Here is a 20,143-nt window from a genome sequence, read left to right on the forward strand (position 1 = left end):
TGGAATGGCCGAGAAACTGCATCCGAAGATTGACAATGGCTTGCCGAAGGAAAGCGCATCCTTCTCCGGCGGCACGCTGGTCTGCCTGTGCACCAGCAAGCCTGTGAAGGTGAAGGTCAAGGGCCAGATCGCCCACGACCACGCCTGCGGCTGCACCAAATGCTGGAAACCGGAAGGCGCGATCTTCTCCGTGGTTGCCGTTGCCGGCACAGGCGACGTCACCGTCACCGAGAATGGCGACAAGCTGAAGGTGGTCGACCCCTCGGCGCTGATCCAGCGCCACGCCTGCACCGGCTGCGGCGTCCACATGCATGGCCCGGTCGAGCGCGACCATCCCTTCAAGGGCCTGTCCTTCATCCATCCGGAGCGCTTCGAGGAGGATGGCTGGTCGCCGCCGGGCTTCGCCGCCTTCGTCTCCTCGATCATCGAATCCGGTGTCGATCCCAGCCGAATGGCCGGCATCCGCGCCCAGCTGAGGTCGATTGGGCTGGAGCCCTATGACTGCCTCAATCCCGGCTTGATGGACTATATGGCCACCTGGACGGCGAAGAAGTCCGGCGCGCTTCCGGCCTGACAAATTCTGCGATTTCTGCCATGGGGCTGGCCGACACGCCGGCCCCATATTTGTTTGGAGCAACGATGCCTGCACCTGTTATCTACGTCGATGCCGACGCCTGCCCGGTGAAAGCCGAGGTCGAGAAGGTGGCGGAGCGCCACGGTGTCGTCGTCACCTACGTCTCCAATGGCGGCCTGCGGCCGTCGCGCGATCCGATGATCCGCAACGTCGTCGTCTCCAAGGGCGCCGACGCCGCCGATGACTGGATCGTCGAGAACGCCAGGGAGAACGACATCGTGGTGACGGCTGACATCCCGCTTGCCGCGCGCACGGTGGCGCTCGGCGCGTACGTGCTGGGGCCGACCGGACGCCCGTTCACCCCGGAAACCATTGGCATGGCGGTGGCGATGCGCGATCTGAAGCAGCATCTGCGCGAGACCGGCGAAAGCCGCGGCTTCAACGCCTCCTTCACGCCGAAGGACAGGTCGCAGTTTCTTGGTGAGCTCGACCGCATCTTGCGGCGCGCGCTCAAATCCGTCACACCGGATTGATCCAACGTCTTCAAGGGCCTCGGGCCATGGGTGACGATCTCAAGACCCCAATGCATCGGCATATGCAGTTCGCCCTGGCCTTTGCCATCGGCATTGTCGCGCTGCTGCTTGCCTTGCTGCTGCACGCGCCGCTCCCCTATTCCATCGGCGCCAATGTCTTCTTCGTGAGCTATATCGCCCTGGTGCTGACCCTGATGCCCGGCCTTACCGGCCGCTACCTCAGCAGGAACGCGCGCGCGACCGACATGCCCGTGCTGCTGATCTTCGCCGTCACGCTCTTTGTCGTCGTTGCGGCCATCGTCTCGCTGTTTCTTTTGATCAACCAGAAAGACGCGGCGCACCCCTGGCAGCTCGCCTTCGCCATGCTCTCGATCCCGCTCGGCTGGTTCACCATTCACGCCATGGCTTCGCTGCATTACGCCCATGTTTATTGGAAGGATGGCGACGAGATCGACGTGAAAACCCAGAAGAAAATACCTGTCGGCGGCCTCGATTTTCCCGGCGGCAAAAGACCGGAAGGCTGGGACTTCCTCTATTTCGCGACGGTCATCGGCATGACGGCGCAGACCGCCGACACGGCCATAACCACCTCACGAATGCGCCTTGTCGTGCTCGTGCACTCGATCCTGAGCTTTTTCTTCAACACGGTGATCGTTGCCGCGGCGGTCAATCTCGCGGTCACCCTAGGCTCTCCGTAATAAATCCGTGATCGCATGAAACATTGCCTTGTGCGGCGACGTATTGAGGGGAAGACAATGACCTGAGAAGCCGCCTGCCTGAGGCGGTCGGAGGCAAGATGGACGCTGTTGCCAACAACCAATCCGCCCCCAAGGCGGACGCCAAGGACACGACCCTCATCTACCGGCAATCGCGCTGGACGCGCTTGACCCATTGGCTGTGGGCTTTCTCGCTGTTCTTCATGCTGCTTTCCGGCTTGCAGATCTTCAACGCGCGGCCGCAGCTTTATCTCGGCAAGCAGTCCGGTTTCGAGTTCAACAACACCATTCTCGAGATCGGCGCCGAAAACACCGCCAACGGTCCGCGCGGTTTCACCGCGATCCTCGGCCACCGCTTCGACACCACCGGCGTGCTCGGTTGGTCAGGCCCGCCCGGACAGGAAACGCCCCGCGCCTTTCCGGCCTGGGCGACGATCCCCTCTTACTACGATCTCGGCACCGCCCGCGTCGTGCATTTCTTCTTCGCCTGGATCCTGACCGCCACGCTGCTCGTCTGGCTGATCGCGGGCCTGATCAACGGCCATATCCGCCGCGACCTCGCCCCTCGCGTGTCCGATCTGCGCAAGCTGCCGAAAGACATCGTAGATCACGCGAAGCTGAAATTCCATCACACCCGTGAGTACAACACGCTCCAGAAGATGGCCTATGGCGGCGTGCTGTTCGTGGCTCTGCCGTTGATGATCGTGACCGGGCTCGCCATGTCGCCGAGCATGGATTCGGTGCTGCCGTGGCTCAACGAAATCCTTGGCGGCCGACAGACGGCGCGCACCATCCATTTCACCGTCATGGTGCTGCTCGTCCTCTTCTTCGTCATCCACATCCTGATGATCCTGGCCGCCGGCCCGATCAACGAGCTGCGCTCGATCATCACCGGCTGGTACCGCACCGACCCGCCGGCGAAGCACGACCAGTCGACCGAGAGGAGCGCCTGACATGGCAAAATTCCAGATCAGCCGCCGTAAATTCCTGACAGCCGGCAGCCTCGGCCTTTCCGGTATCGCGCTTTCCGGCTGCGATGCTTTCGACAGCGGGCTCGGCATCGGCGGCGGCTTGCGCAGCTTCCTCGAGAACGCCAACGGCCTGACATACCGGGCACAGCGTCTTCTTGCTGGGCGCGACGCGCTGGCGCCGGAATTCACCGAGGCCGACATCCGCCAGCCGCAGCGGCCGAACGGTGTCACGGCGCCGGACGACGACACCTATAAGGGCCTGCTCGCCAACAATTTCGCCGACTGGCGCCTGGAGGTGACCGGCCTTGTCGAGAAGCCGCTGTCGCTGACCCGCGAGCAGCTCCAGAACATGCCGAGCCGCACCCAGATCACACGCCACGACTGTGTCGAAGGCTGGAGCTGCATCGCCAAATGGACCGGCACGCCGCTGTCGCTGGTGCTTGACCAGGCGATGGTCAAGCCGCAGGCGCGCTACGTCATGTTCCACTGCCTCGACACGATCGAGCAGAGCCTGTCCGGCAACATCAAATATTACGGCACCATCGACCTGATCGACGCCCGCCATCCGCAGACCATTTTGGCCTACGGTCTCAACGGCAAGCCCTTGCCGGTCGAGAACGGCGCGCCGCTCAGGGTACGCGTCGAGCGCCAGCTCGGCTACAAGATGCCGAAATACCTTTACAAGATCGAACTGGTCGACAGTTTCGCCACTATCGGCGGCGGCCGCGGCGGCTACTGGGAAGATAACGGCTACGACTGGTACGGCGGGATTTGATGGCCCCTCGCCTGAGGGCCGAGCACGATCTGTCGTCCGCCGAGCTTGATGCCGTCGAGGAGCGTCTGCATGACGACAATCGACGGCTGACCGGTCGCGACGACGACCGTGCCATCATCTTTGCCTTGCGGGATGAACAAGGGCGCGTCGTCGGGATCGCCGCCGGCTATTCCTGGGCCGGCATTGCCGAGCTCACGCTGATGTGGGTCGACGAAACCCATCGCGGCCATGGCCACGGCAGGAAGTTGCTTGATGCCTTCGTCGCCGAGGCCGCCGCGCGCGGCTCGCTGCGGATATGGGTCTCGACCCACGATTTCCAGGCGCCGGGCTTGTACGAAAAGGCCGGTTTCGAGCGCATCGCCGAACTCATCGGATGGCCCGAAGGCCATTCCAACATCATTCTTTGCAAGACGATTTAAGAGCGCCTAAGCGACTTTATCCAGCAAAGGCTTCAGCGCCGGATGAATTTCAGGCGAAGCGTGCCTGATCAGCGTCAGCAGCGCGCGCTCGTTGTCGCGCAGCGGCCGCTGGCCGCCGCCGATGCGCTCGGCCAGCCATTTGGCTTCGTCGGCATCGATGGTCTGGGCGCGGCGGGCAAGCGCCTCGGCGGCCCGGTTCCTGGCTTCCCATTCGGCCTCGATATCGCCGGGAGAATGATAGGCTTCGAGGACCGCGGCGAATCCGCCCGACACCATCCGGCTGAAGAACCCACCGAGCGCCGGGCCAGCCTCGTCGAGGAAGTTTTCGTGGCGCAGCGCCGTTTCGCGCGTCGGCGGCTCGTAGCCGGCCGAGCACATGACATAGTTGGCGATCGCCTTGACGAAGAGCTCGTTCCAGGACGGATCATTGTCGGCGGCCGCCGTTCGGTCATTGATCCTGAACAGCACCTCTGCCTCGGCCTTGGTAATGGCGATGTTGCCGTCGCCGCCAAAGGCATGGAGGATGCGGCGCAGGAGATCGACCTCGGCCTTGGCGATCAAGCCCGGAACCAGCTCGCCGCCGATCATCAACGGCCCCTTGCCGTCGATCACCGCATGCGCGACCTGGTCCAGCGCATAGGCCGAAAGCTGGCCGGGCGAGGATTTCGCTTCCTCCAGCACATGCACCAGCAGCTCAAGCTCCGTGCGGCTGTCGACCATGCCGTCACGCGAGACGGTGCGGACCAGCCAGTCGGCATTCTCCTCCGAGATATAGCCTTCCGGCTTTTCCTGGTGGACGATGTAGTCGGTCACTGCCTCGACGAAGAACGGTCCCCATTCGCCGCATTTGTCGCGCGCCGTCTGGTCGAGCGCGAACAGCGCCTCCGCCTCGCCCCGCGTCACCACACCGTCGGCGAATACCTCGCGCCGCAGCATTGCCACGTCCTCGGCCGTGATCTTGTTCTTCGACGTCAGCCCCGCCACCGGAGCGCTCATGATCAATTCGCCCATCTGCCGTCCCTGCCCATCGCCTTTGCCGGCGAACTCGATGCGTCGTTTGGTGGGCATATCAGAAGTATCTTGAGAAACCGGCAAATGGCGTGGTTAGCGAAGACTTGTCGGCAACATGTCGCTGGGAGGTGACAAGGTGTCGCCAACGAGCTATGGATGGCGCGTCGGGGGCTCGGTTGTGAGTCCCACCTGTTTGCGGGAGAGAGCAGCGCAAGCTGTCGCCGAAGGGGAAATCGCCCGAAATCTCTCAGGCAAAAGAACCGTGGACGGGAAAGACAACTCTGGAAAGTCGGGGCCTGGCCCCGCGCCGAAGGTGTAAGCGCTGCCGACAGAGTTACGGGGCGCGAGTCTCTCAGGCTTCAGACAGAGGGGCACGGACTAGGCCGCCAATGGCGGTCGATTGCGTGCGACTCTGGAGAAGACATGACAGGCCAAGACACCAGGCACCTACCCCTCGAGGATTTGCATCAGGCCGCGGGCGCGCGCTTCGGCGCTTTCGCCGGCTGGTCGATGCCGCTCACCTATCCGCCCGGCGTGATGAAGGAGCACCTGCACACGCGCGAGCATGCCGGGCTGTTCGACATCTCGCATATGAAGCTGTTCGAGGTCGGCGGTCCGGGCGCCGCGGCGCTGTTGAACCGGGCCTGCCCGCTTGATGCCGGCGCGCTGGACATCTCGCAGTCCAAATACACTTTTTTCCTCAACGAGGCTGCCGGCATCATCGACGACCTCATCGTGACGCGCCTTGGCGACGACCGGTTCATGGTCGTGGCCAATGCCGGCAACGCCATCGAGGACGAGAAGCATCTGCACGCGCTCTCCGCCAATTTCGACGCCAGGGTCTCGCCGCTCGACCGCGTCTTCCTGGCGATTCAGGGTCCGGATGCCTGGGCGGCTTTGGCACGGGCCGGCATCGAGACCGGCTCGCTGCTCTTCATGCATGGCATCGAGCCGCGCCAGAACTGGTTCATGAGCCGGTCCGGCTATACCGGCGAGGACGGTTTCGAGATCGGCCTGCCGGAGAAGGACGCGCGGGATTTGGTCGCCAAACTCCTGGAAGACGAGCGCGTGCAATGGATCGGCCTTGCCGCCCGCGACAGCCTGCGCCTCGAGGCCGGGCTCTGCCTGCATGGCCAGGACCTGACGCCGGGGATCGACCCGGCAAGCGCCGGCCTGATGTGGGCGATCTCCAAGGATGTGCGCGCCTCCGGCGCTTTCATCGGCGCGGACGCGCTGCGCTCGATCCTGGAGCGCGGGCCGTCGCAGAAGCGCGTCGGCCTGAAGCCCGATGGCCGCCAGCCGGTGCGCGCCGGCGGGGCGCTCGTCGATGCCGGCGGCAATCCGGCCGGCCATGTCACCTCCGGCGGCTTCGGCCCTTCGACCGGCCACCCGGTCGCCATGGGTTATGTCGACGCGGCGCTGGCCAAGGCCGGCACGAAACTCTTCGCCGATATCCGCGGGACGAAGATCCCGGTCGACGTCACGTCCCTGCCCTTCACCCCACACCGCTACCGCAAAGGATGATTCCAGATGGCAAAGATCTATTTCACTGAAGACCATGAATGGCTCCGCGTCGAAGGCGGCGTCGCCACTGTCGGCATCACCGACTATGCGCAGGAGCAGCTCGGCGATCTGGTTTTCGTCGAGCTGCCGGAAATCGGCCGCAAGCTCGCCAAGGGCGACACCGCGGTGGTTGTCGAATCCGTGAAGGCGGCGTCGGACGTCTATGCCCCGGTCGACGGCGAGATCACCGAGGCAAACGGCTCACTGTCGGCCGATCCCTCGCTGGTCAATTCGGCGGCGACTGGCGACGGCTGGCTCTGGAAGATGAAGCTCTCCAACGAAGGTCAACTCGACAGCCTCATGGATGAGGCCGCCTACAAAGCCCATATCGGCTGACAACAGGATATTGGAAATGACCGCAGCACCTGCTCCTTTCTCGGCCCGCCATATCGGTCCCTCCGTCAACGACGTCAGGGCGATGCTCGCCGCCATCGGCGTTCCATCTGTCGAAACGCTGATCAGCCAGGCCGTGCCGAAGTCGATCCGCCTCGATCGGCCTCTCGACCTGCCTGCCCCGGCGAGCGAAGCCGAGGCGCTGGCCGAATTGTCGGCGATCATGGCGAAGAACACGGTGCTGAAGAGCTTCATCGGCGCCGGCTATCACGGCGTCTTCGTGCCGCCGGTCATCCAGCGCAACCTGTTCGAGAATCCAGCCTGGTATACGGCCTACACGCCCTATCAGGCCGAGATCAGCCAGGGCCGGCTCGAAATGCTGTTCAACTTCCAGACTTTGGTCGCCGAGCTCACCGGCCTGCCCGTGGCGTCGGCCTCGCTGCTCGATGAGGCCACCGCCGTCGCCGAAGCAGTCGGCATCGCGCTGCGCCATCATCGCGACAAGCGCACCAAGGTGGCTCTTGCCGGCACCCCGCACCCGCAGACGCTGGATGTCGTGCGCACCAGAGCCGAGCCGCTCGGCATCGAGGTCGATGGCGAGACGATCGACGACAACACCGCCGCCCTGCTCGTTTCCTGGCCTGACACGTTCGGTGTCTATGGCGACCACAAGACGGCGATCGAGAAGGCCCGCGCCGCCGGCGCGCTGGTCGTCTTCATCGCCGATCCGCTGGCGCTCACCCTGACGGATGCGCCGGCGAAGCTCGGCGCCGACATCGCCGTCGGCCCGATGCAGCGCTTCGGCGTGCCGATGGGTTTCGGCGGTCCGCACGCCGCTTATTGCGCGGTTTCCGACAAGCTGACCCGTCTGATGCCCGGCCGCCTCGTCGGCCAGTCGACCGACACCAAGGGCCGCCCCGGCTACCGGTTGGCGCTGCAGACACGTGAGCAGCACATCCGCCGCGACAAGGCCACCTCCAACATCTGCACCGCGCAGGCGCTGCTGGCCAACATGGCCACGGCCTATGCGATCTGGCACGGCCCTGCCGGCCTGCAGGCAATTGCCGGTCGCATCCACGGCCTTGCCGGCCGCCTCGCCTCAGGCCTCGAAGCCGCCGGCGTATCGGTGCTCGGCGCGAGCCGCTTCGACACAGTGACGGCCGAGGTGAAGGGCAAGGCCGGCGCGATCGCCGCCGCCGCGCAGAAGACAGGCCGGCTGCTGCGCCTCATCGATGCGGACAAGATCAGCATCGCCTTCGACGAGACCTCGACGGAAACCGATCTCGAGGCGATCGCCGGCCTATTCGGCGCCAAGCCAGGCGCAGAAGGCGGCTCGATGCCCGGCAAACCGCGCGGCAAGGAGTTCCTGACGCAGCCGGTCTTCCACGAGAACCGCTCCGAGACCGAGATGATGCGCTTCCTGCGCCGGCTGGCCGACAAGGACCTCGCGCTCGACCGCGCCATGATCCCGCTCGGCTCCTGCACCATGAAGCTCAATGCCGCCGCGGAAATGATGCCGGTGAGCTGGCCGAGCGTCGCCAATCTGCATCCCTTCGCGCCTGCCGGCCATTCAAGCGGCTACCGCGCCATGATCGCCGATCTCGAAGCCTGGCTGTCGGAGATCACCGGCTTCGACGCCGTGACCTTGCAGCCCAATGCCGGCAGCCAGGGCGAATATGCCGGCCTGCTCGCCATTCGCGGCTATCACCGCGCGCGCGGCGAAGGCCATCGCACAGTCTGCCTGATCCCATCCTCCGCGCATGGCACCAATCCGGCGAGCGCCGCGATGGCCGGCATGAGTGTCGTCGTCGTGCGCTGCACCGAGGACGGCAACATCGATGTCGAGGACCTCAAGGCCAAGGCGGCCGAGCATTCGAAGGATCTCGCGGCGTTGATGTTCACCTACCCCTCGACGCATGGCGTCTACGAGGAAGGCGCGCGCGACCTCTGCGCCATCGTCCATGAGCATGGCGGCCAGGTCTATTTCGACGGCGCCAACCTCAACGCGCTGGTCGGCCTCGCCCGTCCAGGCGATATCGGCGCGGACGTCTGCCACATGAACCTGCACAAGACCTTCTGCATCCCGCATGGCGGCGGCGGGCCGGGTGTCGGTCCGATCGGCGTCAAGGCCCATCTGAAGCCCTATCTGCCCGGCCACCTGACGGAAGGCACGACCCATGCCGTGGCGGCGGCGCCGTTCGGCAGCGCCTCCATCCTGCCGATCACCTGGATGTATATCCGCATGATGGGCGCTTCAGGCCTGAAGCAGGCGACGGAAACGGCCATCGTCTCCGCCAATTACATCGCCACCCGGCTCGCGCCGCACTTCCCGCTCCTCTACAAGGGCCGGCATGATCGCATCGCCCATGAGTGCATCCTCGACACCCGTGTGCTGAAGGAAAGCGCCGGCATCAGCGTCGACGATATCGCCAAGCGCCTGATCGACTATGGCTTCCACGCGCCGACCATGTCGTTTCCGGTCGCCGGCACGCTGATGGTCGAGCCGACCGAGTCCGAGCCCAAGCGCGAGCTCGACCGCTTCTGCGAGGCGATGGTCGCCATCGCCGGCGAGGCGGCGAAAGTGGCGAAGGGCGAATGGCCGCTCACCGACAACCCGCTGGTCAACGCCCCGCACACCGCAGCGGAAGCGCTTGCCGCTGAGTGGAAGCATCCCTACTCGCGGCTCGAAGCGGCCTACCCTGCGGGCGACGCCGACCTGGCGACGAAATACTGGCCGCCGGTGTCGCGCATCGACAATGTCGCCGGCGACCGCAACCTGGTCTGCTCCTGCCCGCCGCTGTCGGAATATCTCGGCGCCGCGGAGTAGCGGCCGGCGTTAATTCAGGCGATGTTCAAGCGCCGGCCCGGCATCGGGCTGGCGCCTTGTTCTCGACTGACGCGCGCATGAAGCGCCGCGTCGCTTGCGCCAATCAGCCCTTGTCGAGCAGCGCCAGATTGGCGTTGACCACCGTCTGGTCGGCCATGCCGGCCTTGGCCTCGAGGAGCAGCGCGCGCGCCTTCTTCTTGTTGCCGCGCAGAAGCTGCGAATAACCCATATTGTTGACGATCTGCGGCTTGCGGCCGGCGACCTTCAACAATTGCGCATAGGCGCGGTCGGCGAAGTCGAAACGGCCGAGCTCGTCATAGGAAGCGGCAAGCCCCATCCAGGCTTCGGCATTGTCGGATTTGAGCTCGACCGCCTTGCGGAAATGCTGTTCGGCCAAGCCGAAATTCGCCTCACGGAACTGCGCCTTGCCTTCGACGAGATCATCGGCGCTGACATCCTTGGCCACCGGCTGGATCGCCGTGGTCTTGGTCGTGTCGACGTTGTTGTTCGTCGTGCAGCCGGTGATCATCAAGACGGCCGCCAATACCGCCGCTGCCTTGGGAAGTCTCTGACGCATGCCCCTGCCCCATCGCCCGATTTGCCGGGTCGTTCTTCACGAAAAGACGATACAGGAGAGCGATTAAGCTTCGGTGCCGAAATGCAGCTAAATTTTGGTTGCCCGCCAAGGATGCGTTAACCATCAGACCAGCGATGGTTGAGGTATGCTGAGATTCGGGTCAGGCCGTGTCGAGAATAGTAGCTTTCGAGAACCGGAGCGGAGCGTACTTGAAGTACGTGAGCACCGGAAGCGCAGAAAGTCGCTATTCGCAGGCGGCCTCACCCAAATATCAGTGATGCGCCGTCAGCTTCACAATGATCGGAATAATGGCGATCATCAGCACCACCGGCAGGATGCAGACCGTCACCGGCACCGACATCTTGGCCGGCAAGGCATGCGCCTTCTCCTCTGCCAGCGACATGCGCTTGTGCCGCATTTCGTCGGAGAAGACGCGCAACGAGCCCGACAGGCTGGTGCCGAGCTCCTTGGATTGCTGCAGCAGCGTCGCGAAGGAGCGCACCTCGTCGAGGCTTAGACGGTCGGCGAGCGCCTTCAGCGCATCGTCCAGGCTGCGCCCGGCCCGCAGCTCCAGCGACACCAGTATCAGGTTCTGGCTGAGCGACGGATAGGTCCTGGAAAGCTCCCTTGAGACCCGCTCGATGCCGGCCTCCATGCTCATGCCGGCATCGGAGCAGACGATCATCAGATCCATGAAATCGGGAAAGCCGTTGCGGTATTCGCGCATCTTCTCCCGAACCTTCTGCGTCAGCACCAGGCCCGGCAGGAAGTAGCCGCCGGCGCCCGACAGGATGATGAAGGTCCAGCGGCTGGTCATGGTCGACTCGGCGCTTGCCGCCCAATGGTTGATCAGGAACGCGCCCAACGCCGCGCCGATCAGGGTGGCGAAGCGGATCAGGAAGAACATGCCGACGGCGCGCGGCTCCATATAGCCGGCCTGGATGAGCTTCATGCGCAGCCGCGCGACATTTTCCGGGTCGCTCTTGGCATAGAACTCCTGCGCCCGTTTCACCGCTTTCTCGCGCACGGCGCTGGTGCTCTTCTTGGGCGCGGCTTCCGCCGGCTCGGCCGGCTGCACCACCTCAACCTTCAGCCGGCGCTTGACCTCGCCGCGATCGCCCTTGGCGAGCACAAGCGGCCAGGCGACGGCGCCGCCGCCCAGCACCAGCAGCAGCACGGCAACCGGCATCAGCGACGTCGGCGCGAGCGAAGCGAGGAAGCGGATGACGTCTTCCATTTCAGAACCTGAAATTCGACATCTTGAACATGATGGCGTTGCCGAGCAGCAGCCAGAAGATGGTTCCGCTCAGCATGTACCAGGTCTTCGGCTCGTCCCAGACATCCTGGTAGAATTGCGGCATCAGCACCATGATGGCGGTGAACAGAAGCGCCGGCACCGCGGTCAGGATGTAGGCAGACATCCGCCCTTCGGTCGAAATGGCGCGCACCTTGCGGCGCAGCTTGCCGCGCTCGCGGATCGTCGCGGACAGGCCGTCGAGGATCTCGCGCAGATTGCCGCCCGAACTGCTCTGGATCGACACCGCCGTGACGAACAGCGGCAGGTCCTCATGGCCTACCCGGTCGAACAGATTGTTCAGCGCCGACACCAGGTCCGAGCCGTAGGTCACCTCGTCGGCGACGACGCCGAACTCGGTGCCGATCGGGTCGGCCATTTCGCGCGCCACCATGGCGATCGCCACCGGCACCGGATGGCCGGCCTTCAAGCCGCGCGTGATCAGTTCCAGCGCCTCGGGCAACTGTATCCCGAACCGCTTGTGCCGGCGCTTGCGCATGAAGCGCATTGCCATCACTGGCAGCACCGGCAGCAGTACGAGAAACAGGATCAGGCCGAACAGAAGCGGCAAGCCCTTCCAGATCGTGAGAAGCGCCAGTGCGAAAGCGATCCCCGATGTGATCATCAGGAACTTCGGCAACGGCGTGGTCATGCCGGACTGGGTGCGCAGGGCGCGGAAACGGTCGAGGGAAAAGACGGAGCTGCCGCCGTCGATTCCGCGCTCCTTGCGCAGTTGGATCAGCACCTGCTCCTGGCTGATCTTGTTCTCGGCGAGCTTCATGCGGCGGTTGATCGCCGAGCGCTTGTCGCTGCGCCCGGCATAGAGCAGGTAAAGGCCCTCGGCGATCATGATGCCGGTGAGCGCCGCCGCCGCGTACACGACGTAGATCGGGCTGAATCCCTCGAACACCGGCCTAGTCCTGCGGCCGGCCGGGTTCGAAATACTTGCCCGGGAATTCGATGCCCATGTTGCGCAGGTCCTCGAGGAAGCGCGGGCGGATGCCGGTCGCCTCGAAGTGGCCGAGGATCTTGCCGTCCGCCTCCATACCGGTGCGCACGAAGCGGAATATCTCCTGCATCTGGATGACATCGCCTTCCATGCCGGTCACCTCGGCCACGCTGGTCACCTTGCGCTTGCCATCGGAAAGGCGCGTCAGCTGCACGATGATGTCGAGCGCGCTGGCAATCTGGCTGCGGATCGACTGCACCGTCATCGGCATGCCGGTCATGCCGAGCATCTGTTCCAAGCGCGAGATGGCGTCGCGCGGCGTGTTGGCATGGATCGTGGCCATCGAGCCTTCATGGCCGGTGTTCATCGCCTGCAGCATGTCGAAGGCCTCCTCGCCGCGGCACTCGCCGAGGATGACGCGGTCGGGACGCATGCGCAGCGCGTTCTTGACCAGGTCGCGCTGCTTCAGTTCGCCATGGCCCTCGATGTTGGCCGGGCGCGTCTCCATGCGCGCGACATGCGGCTGCTGCAATTGCAGCTCGGCCGCGTCCTCGATGGTGATCAGGCGCTCGTCTTCCGGGATGAAGGCCGACAGCGCATTGAGCATCGTCGTCTTGCCCGTGCCTGTGCCGCCGGAGATGATCGTGGTCTTGCGGGCGTGCACCGCCGCCGCCAGCACCTCGGCCATGTTCTGGGTGATAGCGCCGAACTCGACCAGCTTGTGCAGGCCGAGCTTGTTCTTGGAGAATTTGCGGATCGACACCAGCGGCCCGTCGACGCCGACCGGACGGATCGCCGCGTTGAAGCGCGAGCCGTCGAGCATGCGGGCGTCGACCATCGGCTGAGATTCATTGACGCGGCGGCCGACAGCCGCGACGATTTTATTAATGATTCGAAGCAGATGCGCCTCATCCTTGAATGGGATGTGGACCTGCTGCAGCTTGCCGCGCTTTTCTACGAAGCAGTTCTGGTGGCCATTGATCAGGATATCGTTGATCTCAGGGTCCTTGAGCAACGGCTCCAGCGGGCCGAGGCCGACCATCTCGTCGACGATGTCGTCGACCAGCGCATCGAGCTCGGCGATGTTGATCGCCATCCGCTCCTCGCGCGTCTTTTCCGAGACGAATTCATGCACCTGCCGGCGCATCTCGTCCTTGGGCAGCCGCTCGAGCGCCACGAGGTTGATCTCTTCCAGCAGCATGCGATGGATGCGCACGCGCGCATCGAGCACCTTGTTGGCGCTTTTTGCGGGCGCCGCTTCCGGCTTCGGCGGCACCGGCTTGCGGGTCGTCGGGATGATCACCGCATTGTGCACCACAGGCGCCGGCTCCGGCGCCCGCTGCGGACGAGTGTCGCGGTTCTGCAGGTTGGAAAAGCGAGTGTTCATCCGGCCTTCCTCTTCAGCAGGCCTTTGCCGAGGCCGAACAGCGATTTCGACTTGACCGTGGTCTGGACGGCCTCCTCCGGCAGGATGATCTTCTTCAGGTCGTTGACGACATTGGCGTTGGGGTCGATGGCGTGCAGCGGCACGCCGCGGTCGACTGCCTCGCGCACCAGCCGGTAGTTGTTGGAGATGCCGCCGACGAAATGCTCGCCGAGTATCTCCTGGACATCGGCCTGCTTGATGCCGCTGTCGAACATCTTCTGTTCGAAGCGGTTGACGATGACGTTGGGCTTCACTTCCTTGCCCGCGGTCTCATAGACTGCCTGGATGAGGCGCTGCGTGTGGCGCAGGCAAGGCACCGTCATCTCGGCGACGATGTAGAGCTTGTTGGATCCCAAGAGCACCGTCTCGGTCCAGGGGAACCAGGTGCGCGGCATGTCGATGACGACATTGTCGAAGTAAGCCGCCACGAGGTCGAGCATGCGAACCACCACATCGGTCTTGAACGAGCGCATGTCCGAAGGACGCGTCGGCGCCGCAAGCACGCACAGGCCGCTCGCATGCTTGGACAGCATCACATCGAGCAGTTGCCGGTCGAGGCGCTCCGGCTGGTTCTCGATTTCCGTGATGTCGAAGCGCGGTTCGAGGTCGAGATATTCGGCGCAGGCGCCCTGCTGGAAATTCAGATCGACCACGCATGTCGAAGCGCCGCGCGTCACCGAATGATGCAGCTGGAAAGCCGTCTGCAGGGCGAGCGTGGTGGTGCCGACGCCGCCGGCGGCCGGCATGAAGGTATAGATGTGCGATTCGGTGTTCTCTTCCCGCCCCGGCCCTTGCAACGCCCGGATGACCGAGCGCACCAGGTCTGCCGTGGTGATCGGCTTGACCAGGAAGTCGGCGACCTTGAGCTGCACGAGGATGCGCACCGCCGCCGCGTTGAATTCCTGGGTGACGACGACCACGGGAACGCTGCCTTCCAGCCGGCGCATGACGCGCTGCAGCGACTCGATCTCCTCGAGCTTGGCCGCGTCCATGTCGACGATGACGGTGCCGAAATCGGTCTCGAGGGCCTCGCCGCGCAGCTCGTTGATGCTCTTTTCCACTGTTTGGAGCTCGATGACCTCGGAGGTCGCAAAAGCCGTCCGCGTGTCCTGCACAAACGCCCTGTCGGTGGAAACGAGCAGGATCTTCTTGGTCTTGGTAGCAGATGCCATCGTCGTCGGCCGATCAATTCGATGTCGTTGATGATGTTGTCGGCGCGGACGCCGCGCCGGCTTTCGCGCCGACGGCGACAGTCTCGGAACCCGGACGTTGAGCCGGCACGAGAAGCCTTGTGTTCTGGACGCCGTACTTCCACGGATCGACCATCTGCATGGCGGTGTTGGATGCCTGCGCGTTGCCGACTCCCGGCGTCACCCCTTCGGTGCGCACATAGTCGTCGCTGGTGCAGCCGCCGGCGAGGCCAGTCAGCAAGAGAACAGTCCAAAGGGCGATGCGCATGGCCTTAGTCCTTCGGCAGGTCGAGGAAATGGCCGGACGTGCCGGATACGGAGCGGGCGGCGCTGCCATCGGCCAGCGCGAGCGGACGCTTCGGCGCCGAGGCGTCGACCTCCTCGGTGTTGTTGAGGAAATAGTCGGCGGCGCTTGCCGGCCGGGTGCCGTCGGTCGGCTCGACCATCTTCTTCGAGGGATCGACCGGCTTGACCAGGTACGGCGTGACGATGATGACCAGATCGGTCTCGCGCCGCTGATAGGATTTCGAGGAGAACAGCGGACCGAGCACCGGCAGCTTGCCGATCCCCGGCACCCGCGATGTCGTGATGTCGTTCTGCGACTGCAGAAGCCCTGCGATCATGAAGCTCTGGCCGTTCTTGAGGTCGACCGACGTCCTGGCGCGGCGCACGATGAAGGCTGGAATGGAAATGCCGCTGCTGACTTGGATGGAAGCGGACGGGTCGATCGACGACACTTCCGGCGCGATGTCGAGGCTGACGAGCCCGTCCTTCAGCACCGTCGGCGTGAAATCCAGGCCGACGCCATACTTCTTGTAGGTGACGCTGATCTTGCCGTTGTCTTCGGAAACCGGGATCGGGAACTCGCCGCCGGCAAGGAAGCTCGCCGTCTGGCCGGAGCGGGCAATCAGGTTCGGCTCCGCGAGCCGCCGCGCAAGGCCGCGTTCCTCCAGCGCCTTGATGGCGATGTCGATCGACAGGCCGTTGGACAGCAGGCTGCCGATGATCTCGCCTGTTCCGGCAGCCGGCACGTCCCCCCCGTCCGGGTTCAGCACGACGTGGCGGTTGCCGATGCCATAGGCGAAGTTGGCGCCGTATTTGGCGCCGAGATCCTGCCCGGCCTGGCGGTTGATCTCGACGAACCGGACATTGAGCTGCACCTGCTGCGAGGACGAGATGTTGACCGAGTTGATGACTTCCTCATTGCCGGAAAAGCGCGAGGCGATTTTGCTGGCCTTGTCGGCGGCGACGGCATCCTCGGCCTCGCCCGACAGCACGACGCGGCCGTTTGCCGAGCCGACCTTGATCTTGGCGTCGGGCACGCTGGCGCGGATGGTGCTGGCCAACTGGTCAGTATCCAGCGTCACCTCGATGTCGATGGTGCCGACAAGCTGCTTGTTCTGGTCGAACAGAGCGATACCGGTGGTGCCGAGATTGTTGCCCAGCACATAGAAGGACTTGTCGGTCAGCGGGTTGACGTTGGCGATCTCCGGATCGCCGATGACGATCTGGTAGAAGGCGGCGCTCGTCATGATCGTCTTCGGCTTGCCCTTGGCGACCTTGATCGAGGCGTTCTTGTTCGCCGAGACATAGACGACGTCATTGCCCGCCCTTGCCGGCGCGGCGGCGCCAAGCATAGCCGCCGCGAGCGCGATCGCGCCGAGAAGACGCCATCCCCCGGTCGTCCGAAATGCATCAAACCCGAACATCTTGCCCTGTCCCCGCCGGTCCCCACCGGCTATTGCTGCAGTTCCTGCGGCGGTTCCCGTGAAGGAACCTCGTATTCTTCGACTTTCTCGCCGCGCGTCACGATCACCGTCCTGAATTTCGGCTCGTCCTGATCCTTCGTAACCGCATTGACGAGCGAGGCCGCACTTGCCTCGGCGTTTGCGGCAACCGAGCCGCCGAAGGAGGAGATCGTCGTAAGCCCGCCTTTGCCGGCGCTGGCGTCGGCCGCGGACCGCAATGACAGCGACAAAGTGCCGACGGTGCGGGCGAGCGCCACTTTCTGCGCCCCTTCGTTGGTCACCTCGATGGTCACTGAATTGGCGACCTGCGGCTCGGTCTTGCGCTCGTCGGCGCCCTGGCCGACCGAAAGCACCTTGGCGTCGGAGACCACAATCTCGGAGGTCACCGTCGAGCCGGCCGCCCCTTGCGCGTTCTTGGATACTTCCTGGATGTCTCCCGCATCGCGCGTCAGGACGACGTCGACCCGGTCTCCCGGGGTGACGAAGCCGCCGACACCGGCGATTTCGTCGGTGCGGATGGTGACGGCCCGCATGCCCGGCGACAGCATGTTGGACAGCGTGGCGCGACCATTCGGTCCCGACAGCTTCGTGAGCAGCACCGGTTCGTTGACCTCGATCGGGGACAGCACCACGCGGCTGCCGTCGGCAAGCAGCTTGTCGATCGTCGGGAAAGCGCCTTGCGGCAGCGAATCCTGCGGCCACGGGATCTCGGCCAGTTGCGGCCGTCCGAGTTCCATCCCGTAACGCAGCGGCGCTTGAGCCACCACGATGGTCTTGAACTCGACCTTGGGCTGCTGCGGAGCTTCGACGGAGACGATCTTGACCTCGGGCTGAGCCTTTGCCTGGCTCTTGACCCAGAAGTCCGCCGCAAAGATCGAGATCGCGCCGAAGACGGCTGCGATACCGATCATGGTTATGGCCCTGCCCCGCACAACGAAACCCCTGACGCCCGTGGTCTTTTGTTGGTTTGGACCTCACGCTAGGCGTTAATGTTAAAGAATAAGGAACAGCGGGCCGCGCGGGCCGCCCTATTTCGGCCGGCTTGGTTATCGAATGGTTTTGGAATAAGAGACAGTTTGATCCCTGAACGGAACAGGAACTCGTTCGCCCGCCAAAAGCGTGGCAGTATCGAGCCGTGATTCGCATTACCGGACGCTAGGCCCAGCATGGACGACAGCAACGACCTCTTCGGCAAGATGGAAAAGCAGGCACAGCCGGTGCGGGCGCCCTCGCGCCACGCCGATCCGCTGGTGCAGGCCGCGAAGCGCTCGACCGCCGCCCGCGACGGCAGCGAGAGCTATAGCGCCGCCGATATCGAGGTGCTGGAGGGGCTCGAGCCGGTGCGGCGCCGTCCTGGCATGTATATCGGCGGCACCGACGACAAGGCGATGCACCACCTGTTCGCCGAGGTCATCGACAATTCGATGGACGAAGCCGTGGCCGGCCACGCCACCTTCATCGACGTCGAGCTTTCCGCCGACGGCTTCCTGACTGTCACCGACAATGGCCGCGGTATCCCGGTCGATCCGCATCCGAAATTCAAGAAGCCGGCGCTCGAAGTCATCATGACGACGCTGCATTCGGGCGGCAAGTTCGACTCCAAGGTCTACGAGACCTCCGGCGGCCTGCACGGCGTCGGTGTTTCGGTCGTCAACGCGCTGTCCGACCACCTTGAGGTCGAGGTCGCGCGCGGCCGCCAGCTCTACCGCCAGCGTTTTTCGCGCGGCGTCCCGGTCAGCGGGCTCGAGCATCTGGGCGAGGTTCATAACCGCCGCGGCACGAGGACCCGCTTCCACCCCGACGAGCAGATCTTCGGCAAGGGCGCCGCCTTCGAGCCGGCGCGGCTTTATCGCATGGCGCGCTCGAAGGCCTATCTGTTCGGTGGCGTCGAGATCCGCTGGACCTGCGATCCGTCGCTGATCAAGGAGAAGGACCAGACGCCGGCCAAGGCCGAGTTTCATTTCCCCGGCGGCCTGAAGGACTATCTCAAGGCGACGCTGGGCGACGAGTTCCAGGTCACGCGCGAGGTTTTTGCCGGCAAGAGCGACAAGCAGGGTGGCCACGGTTCGCTCGAATGGGCGGTGACCTGGTTCGGCGGAGACGGGTTCCTCAACTCTTACTGCAATACGATTCCAACGCCCGAAGGCGGCACGCATGAGGCCGGTTTCCGCAATGTGTTGGCGCGCGGACTGCGCGCCTATGCCGACCTGATCGGCAACAAGCGCGCCTCGATCATCACCACCGAGGACGTGATGATCTCGGCCGCCGGCATGCTGTCGGTATTCATCCGCGAGCCGGAATTCGTCGGCCAGACCAAGGACAGGCTGGCGACCATCGAGGCGATGCGCATCGTCGAAAACGCCATCCGCGACCCGTTCGACCATTGGCTTGCCGACAATCCGCAGGAAGCCTCGAAGCTTCTCGAATGGGTCATCGCGCGCGCCGACGAGCGTGTGCGCCGCCGCCAGGAAAAGGAAGTCTCGCGCAAGAGCGCGGTGCGCAAGCTGCGCCTTCCGGGCAAGCTCGCCGATTGCACCCAAAACGCGGCCGCCGGCGCCGAGATCTTCATCGTCGAGGGCGACTCGGCCGGCGGCTCGGCCAAGCAGGCGCGCGACCGCGCCAGCCAGGCGGTGCTGCCGCTGCGCGGCAAGATCCTCAACGTCGCCAGCGCCGGCAACGACAAGCTTGCCGCCAACCAGCAGATTTCCGACCTCATCCAGGCGCTCGGCTGCGGCACGCGCTCGAAGTACCGCGACGAGGACCTGCGCTACGACCGCGTGATCATCATGACCGACGCCGACGTCGACGGCGCGCATATTGCTTCCCTGTTGATCACCTTCTTCTATCAGGAGATGCCCAACCTGATCCGCGGCGGCCATCTCTACATGGCCGTGCCGCCGCTCTATTCGATCCGGCAGGGCGGCAAGGTCGGCTACGCCCGCGACGACGCGCATAAGGACGAATTGCTGCGCACCGAATTCACCGGACGCGGCAAGGTCGAGATCGGCCGCTTCAAGGGCCTGGGCGAGATGATGGCCTCGCAGCTCAAGGAGACCACGATGGATCCGAAGAAGCGCACGCTTCTGCGGGTCGACGTGATCGACGCCGAGCAGGCCACCAAGGATGCCGTCGACGCGCTGATGGGCACCAAGCCCGAAGCGCGTTTCCGCTTCATCCAGGAGCGCGCCGAATTCGCCGAGACGGACGTGCTGGATATCTGATCGCGGAAGGGTCCAT

General features: G+C 64.4%; 19 protein-coding genes and 1 riboswitch. Of the genes, 10 read left to right on the forward strand and 9 right to left on the reverse strand.

The window, feature by feature from the left end:
• Positions 1–4 precede the first annotated feature (4 nt).
• The 6 genes from gfa to E5X34_RS06640 all read left to right on the forward strand — a co-directional run bounded on the left by gfa (position 5) and on the right by E5X34_RS06640 (position 3,988).
• Positions 5–574 carry an S-(hydroxymethyl)glutathione synthase gene (gene gfa / locus E5X34_RS06615; protein WP_292562414.1) on the forward strand — a complete coding sequence of 190 codons (570 nt, stop codon included), beginning with the start codon at positions 5–7 and terminating at the stop codon, positions 572–574.
• A 65-nt stretch (positions 575–639) separates the two neighbouring features.
• A complete protein-coding gene (locus E5X34_RS06620; protein WP_292562416.1) occupies positions 640–1,107 on the forward strand; it encodes a YaiI/YqxD family protein in 468 nt (155 codons plus the stop codon).
• A 26-nt stretch (positions 1,108–1,133) separates the two neighbouring features.
• Positions 1,134–1,805, forward strand: a complete 672-nt coding sequence (locus tag E5X34_RS06625) for a DUF1345 domain-containing protein (protein WP_292562418.1) — start codon at positions 1,134–1,136, stop codon at positions 1,803–1,805.
• A 98-nt stretch (positions 1,806–1,903) separates the two neighbouring features.
• Positions 1,904–2,776 carry a cytochrome b/b6 domain-containing protein gene (locus E5X34_RS06630; RefSeq protein ID WP_292562420.1) on the forward strand — a complete coding sequence of 291 codons (873 nt, stop codon included), beginning with the start codon at positions 1,904–1,906 and terminating at the stop codon, positions 2,774–2,776.
• 1 nt (position 2,777) lies between these two features.
• Positions 2,778–3,569 (forward strand): molybdopterin-binding protein, encoded by a 792-nt coding sequence (locus E5X34_RS06635; protein ID WP_292562422.1) that lies wholly within the window; start codon positions 2,778–2,780, stop codon positions 3,567–3,569.
• Positions 3,569–3,988: a GNAT family N-acetyltransferase gene (locus E5X34_RS06640; RefSeq protein ID WP_292562424.1), complete on the forward strand. Its 420-nt coding sequence runs from the start codon at positions 3,569–3,571 to the stop codon at positions 3,986–3,988. The genes E5X34_RS06635 and E5X34_RS06640 overlap by 1 nt, the downstream gene beginning before the upstream one ends.
• A gap of 6 nt (positions 3,989–3,994) precedes the next feature.
• Here E5X34_RS06640 and E5X34_RS06645 read toward each other — a convergent pair whose 3' ends face one another.
• Positions 3,995–4,999: a hypothetical protein gene (locus E5X34_RS06645; protein WP_292562828.1), complete on the reverse strand. Its 1,005-nt coding sequence runs from the start codon at positions 4,997–4,999 to the stop codon at positions 3,995–3,997.
• 186 nt (positions 5,000–5,185) lie between these two features.
• Positions 5,186–5,272: riboswitch (glycine riboswitch) on the forward strand.
• A gap of 150 nt (positions 5,273–5,422) precedes the next feature.
• Between E5X34_RS06645 and gcvT the strand changes: the two genes are divergently transcribed.
• Genes gcvT through gcvP form a run of 3 tightly spaced genes read left to right on the forward strand, consistent with a single transcriptional unit; the run spans position 5,423 to position 9,722 of the window.
• The gene (gene gcvT / locus E5X34_RS06650; RefSeq protein ID WP_292562426.1) at positions 5,423–6,523 is read left to right on the forward strand and encodes a glycine cleavage system aminomethyltransferase GcvT; all 1,101 of its coding nucleotides are present in this window, start codon (positions 5,423–5,425) and stop codon (positions 6,521–6,523) included.
• Positions 6,524–6,529: 6 nt separating this feature from the next.
• Positions 6,530–6,898 (forward strand): glycine cleavage system protein GcvH, encoded by a 369-nt coding sequence (gene gcvH / locus E5X34_RS06655; protein WP_292562427.1) that lies wholly within the window; start codon positions 6,530–6,532, stop codon positions 6,896–6,898.
• A gap of 16 nt (positions 6,899–6,914) precedes the next feature.
• The gene (gene gcvP, locus E5X34_RS06660; protein WP_292562428.1) at positions 6,915–9,722 is read left to right on the forward strand and encodes an aminomethyl-transferring glycine dehydrogenase; all 2,808 of its coding nucleotides are present in this window, start codon (positions 6,915–6,917) and stop codon (positions 9,720–9,722) included.
• Positions 9,723–9,825: 103 nt separating this feature from the next.
• Here the strand turns inward: gcvP and E5X34_RS06665 are convergent, their stop codons facing one another.
• The 8 genes from E5X34_RS06665 to cpaB all read right to left on the reverse strand — a co-directional run bounded on the left by E5X34_RS06665 (position 9,826) and on the right by cpaB (position 17,817).
• Positions 9,826–10,299, reverse strand: coding sequence for a tetratricopeptide repeat protein (locus tag E5X34_RS06665; protein ID WP_292562429.1), 474 nt, complete (start codon positions 10,297–10,299; stop codon positions 9,826–9,828).
• Between the two features lie 271 nt (positions 10,300–10,570).
• Positions 10,571–11,536: a type II secretion system F family protein gene (locus tag E5X34_RS06670; protein WP_292562432.1), complete on the reverse strand. Its 966-nt coding sequence runs from the start codon at positions 11,534–11,536 to the stop codon at positions 10,571–10,573.
• A gap of 1 nt (position 11,537) precedes the next feature.
• Positions 11,538–12,503, reverse strand: coding sequence for a type II secretion system F family protein (locus tag E5X34_RS06675; protein WP_292562433.1), 966 nt, complete (start codon positions 12,501–12,503; stop codon positions 11,538–11,540).
• Between the two features lie 4 nt (positions 12,504–12,507).
• The gene (locus E5X34_RS06680; protein ID WP_292562435.1) at positions 12,508–13,929 is read right to left on the reverse strand and encodes a CpaF family protein; all 1,422 of its coding nucleotides are present in this window, start codon (positions 13,927–13,929) and stop codon (positions 12,508–12,510) included.
• Positions 13,926–15,140, reverse strand: a complete 1,215-nt coding sequence (locus E5X34_RS06685) for a response regulator/pilus assembly protein (RefSeq protein ID WP_292562437.1) — start codon at positions 15,138–15,140, stop codon at positions 13,926–13,928. Before E5X34_RS06685 ends, E5X34_RS06680 begins: the two co-directional genes overlap by 4 nt.
• 13 nt (positions 15,141–15,153) lie before the next feature.
• On the reverse strand, positions 15,154–15,426 hold the full coding sequence (locus E5X34_RS06690; RefSeq protein WP_126082359.1) for a hypothetical protein: 273 nt from the start codon (positions 15,424–15,426) through the stop codon (positions 15,154–15,156).
• A 4-nt stretch (positions 15,427–15,430) separates the two neighbouring features.
• Positions 15,431–16,795, reverse strand: a complete 1,365-nt coding sequence (locus E5X34_RS06695) for a type II and III secretion system protein family protein (protein ID WP_292562830.1) — start codon at positions 16,793–16,795, stop codon at positions 15,431–15,433.
• A gap of 101 nt (positions 16,796–16,896) precedes the next feature.
• The gene (gene cpaB / locus E5X34_RS06700; protein ID WP_292562439.1) at positions 16,897–17,817 is read right to left on the reverse strand and encodes a Flp pilus assembly protein CpaB; all 921 of its coding nucleotides are present in this window, start codon (positions 17,815–17,817) and stop codon (positions 16,897–16,899) included.
• Positions 17,818–18,072: 255 nt separating this feature from the next.
• On the opposite strand from cpaB, the gene parE reads away from it, so the two are divergent.
• Entirely contained in the window at positions 18,073–20,127 is a 2,055-nt protein-coding gene (gene parE, locus E5X34_RS06705) for a DNA topoisomerase IV subunit B (protein ID WP_292562441.1), read from the forward strand.
• The last annotated feature ends 16 nt before the right edge of the window (positions 20,128–20,143 follow it).

Origin of the sequence: Mesorhizobium sp. (assembly GCF_004963255.1) — a bacterium.
Lineage (GTDB): Bacteria > Pseudomonadota > Alphaproteobacteria > Rhizobiales > Rhizobiaceae > Mesorhizobium.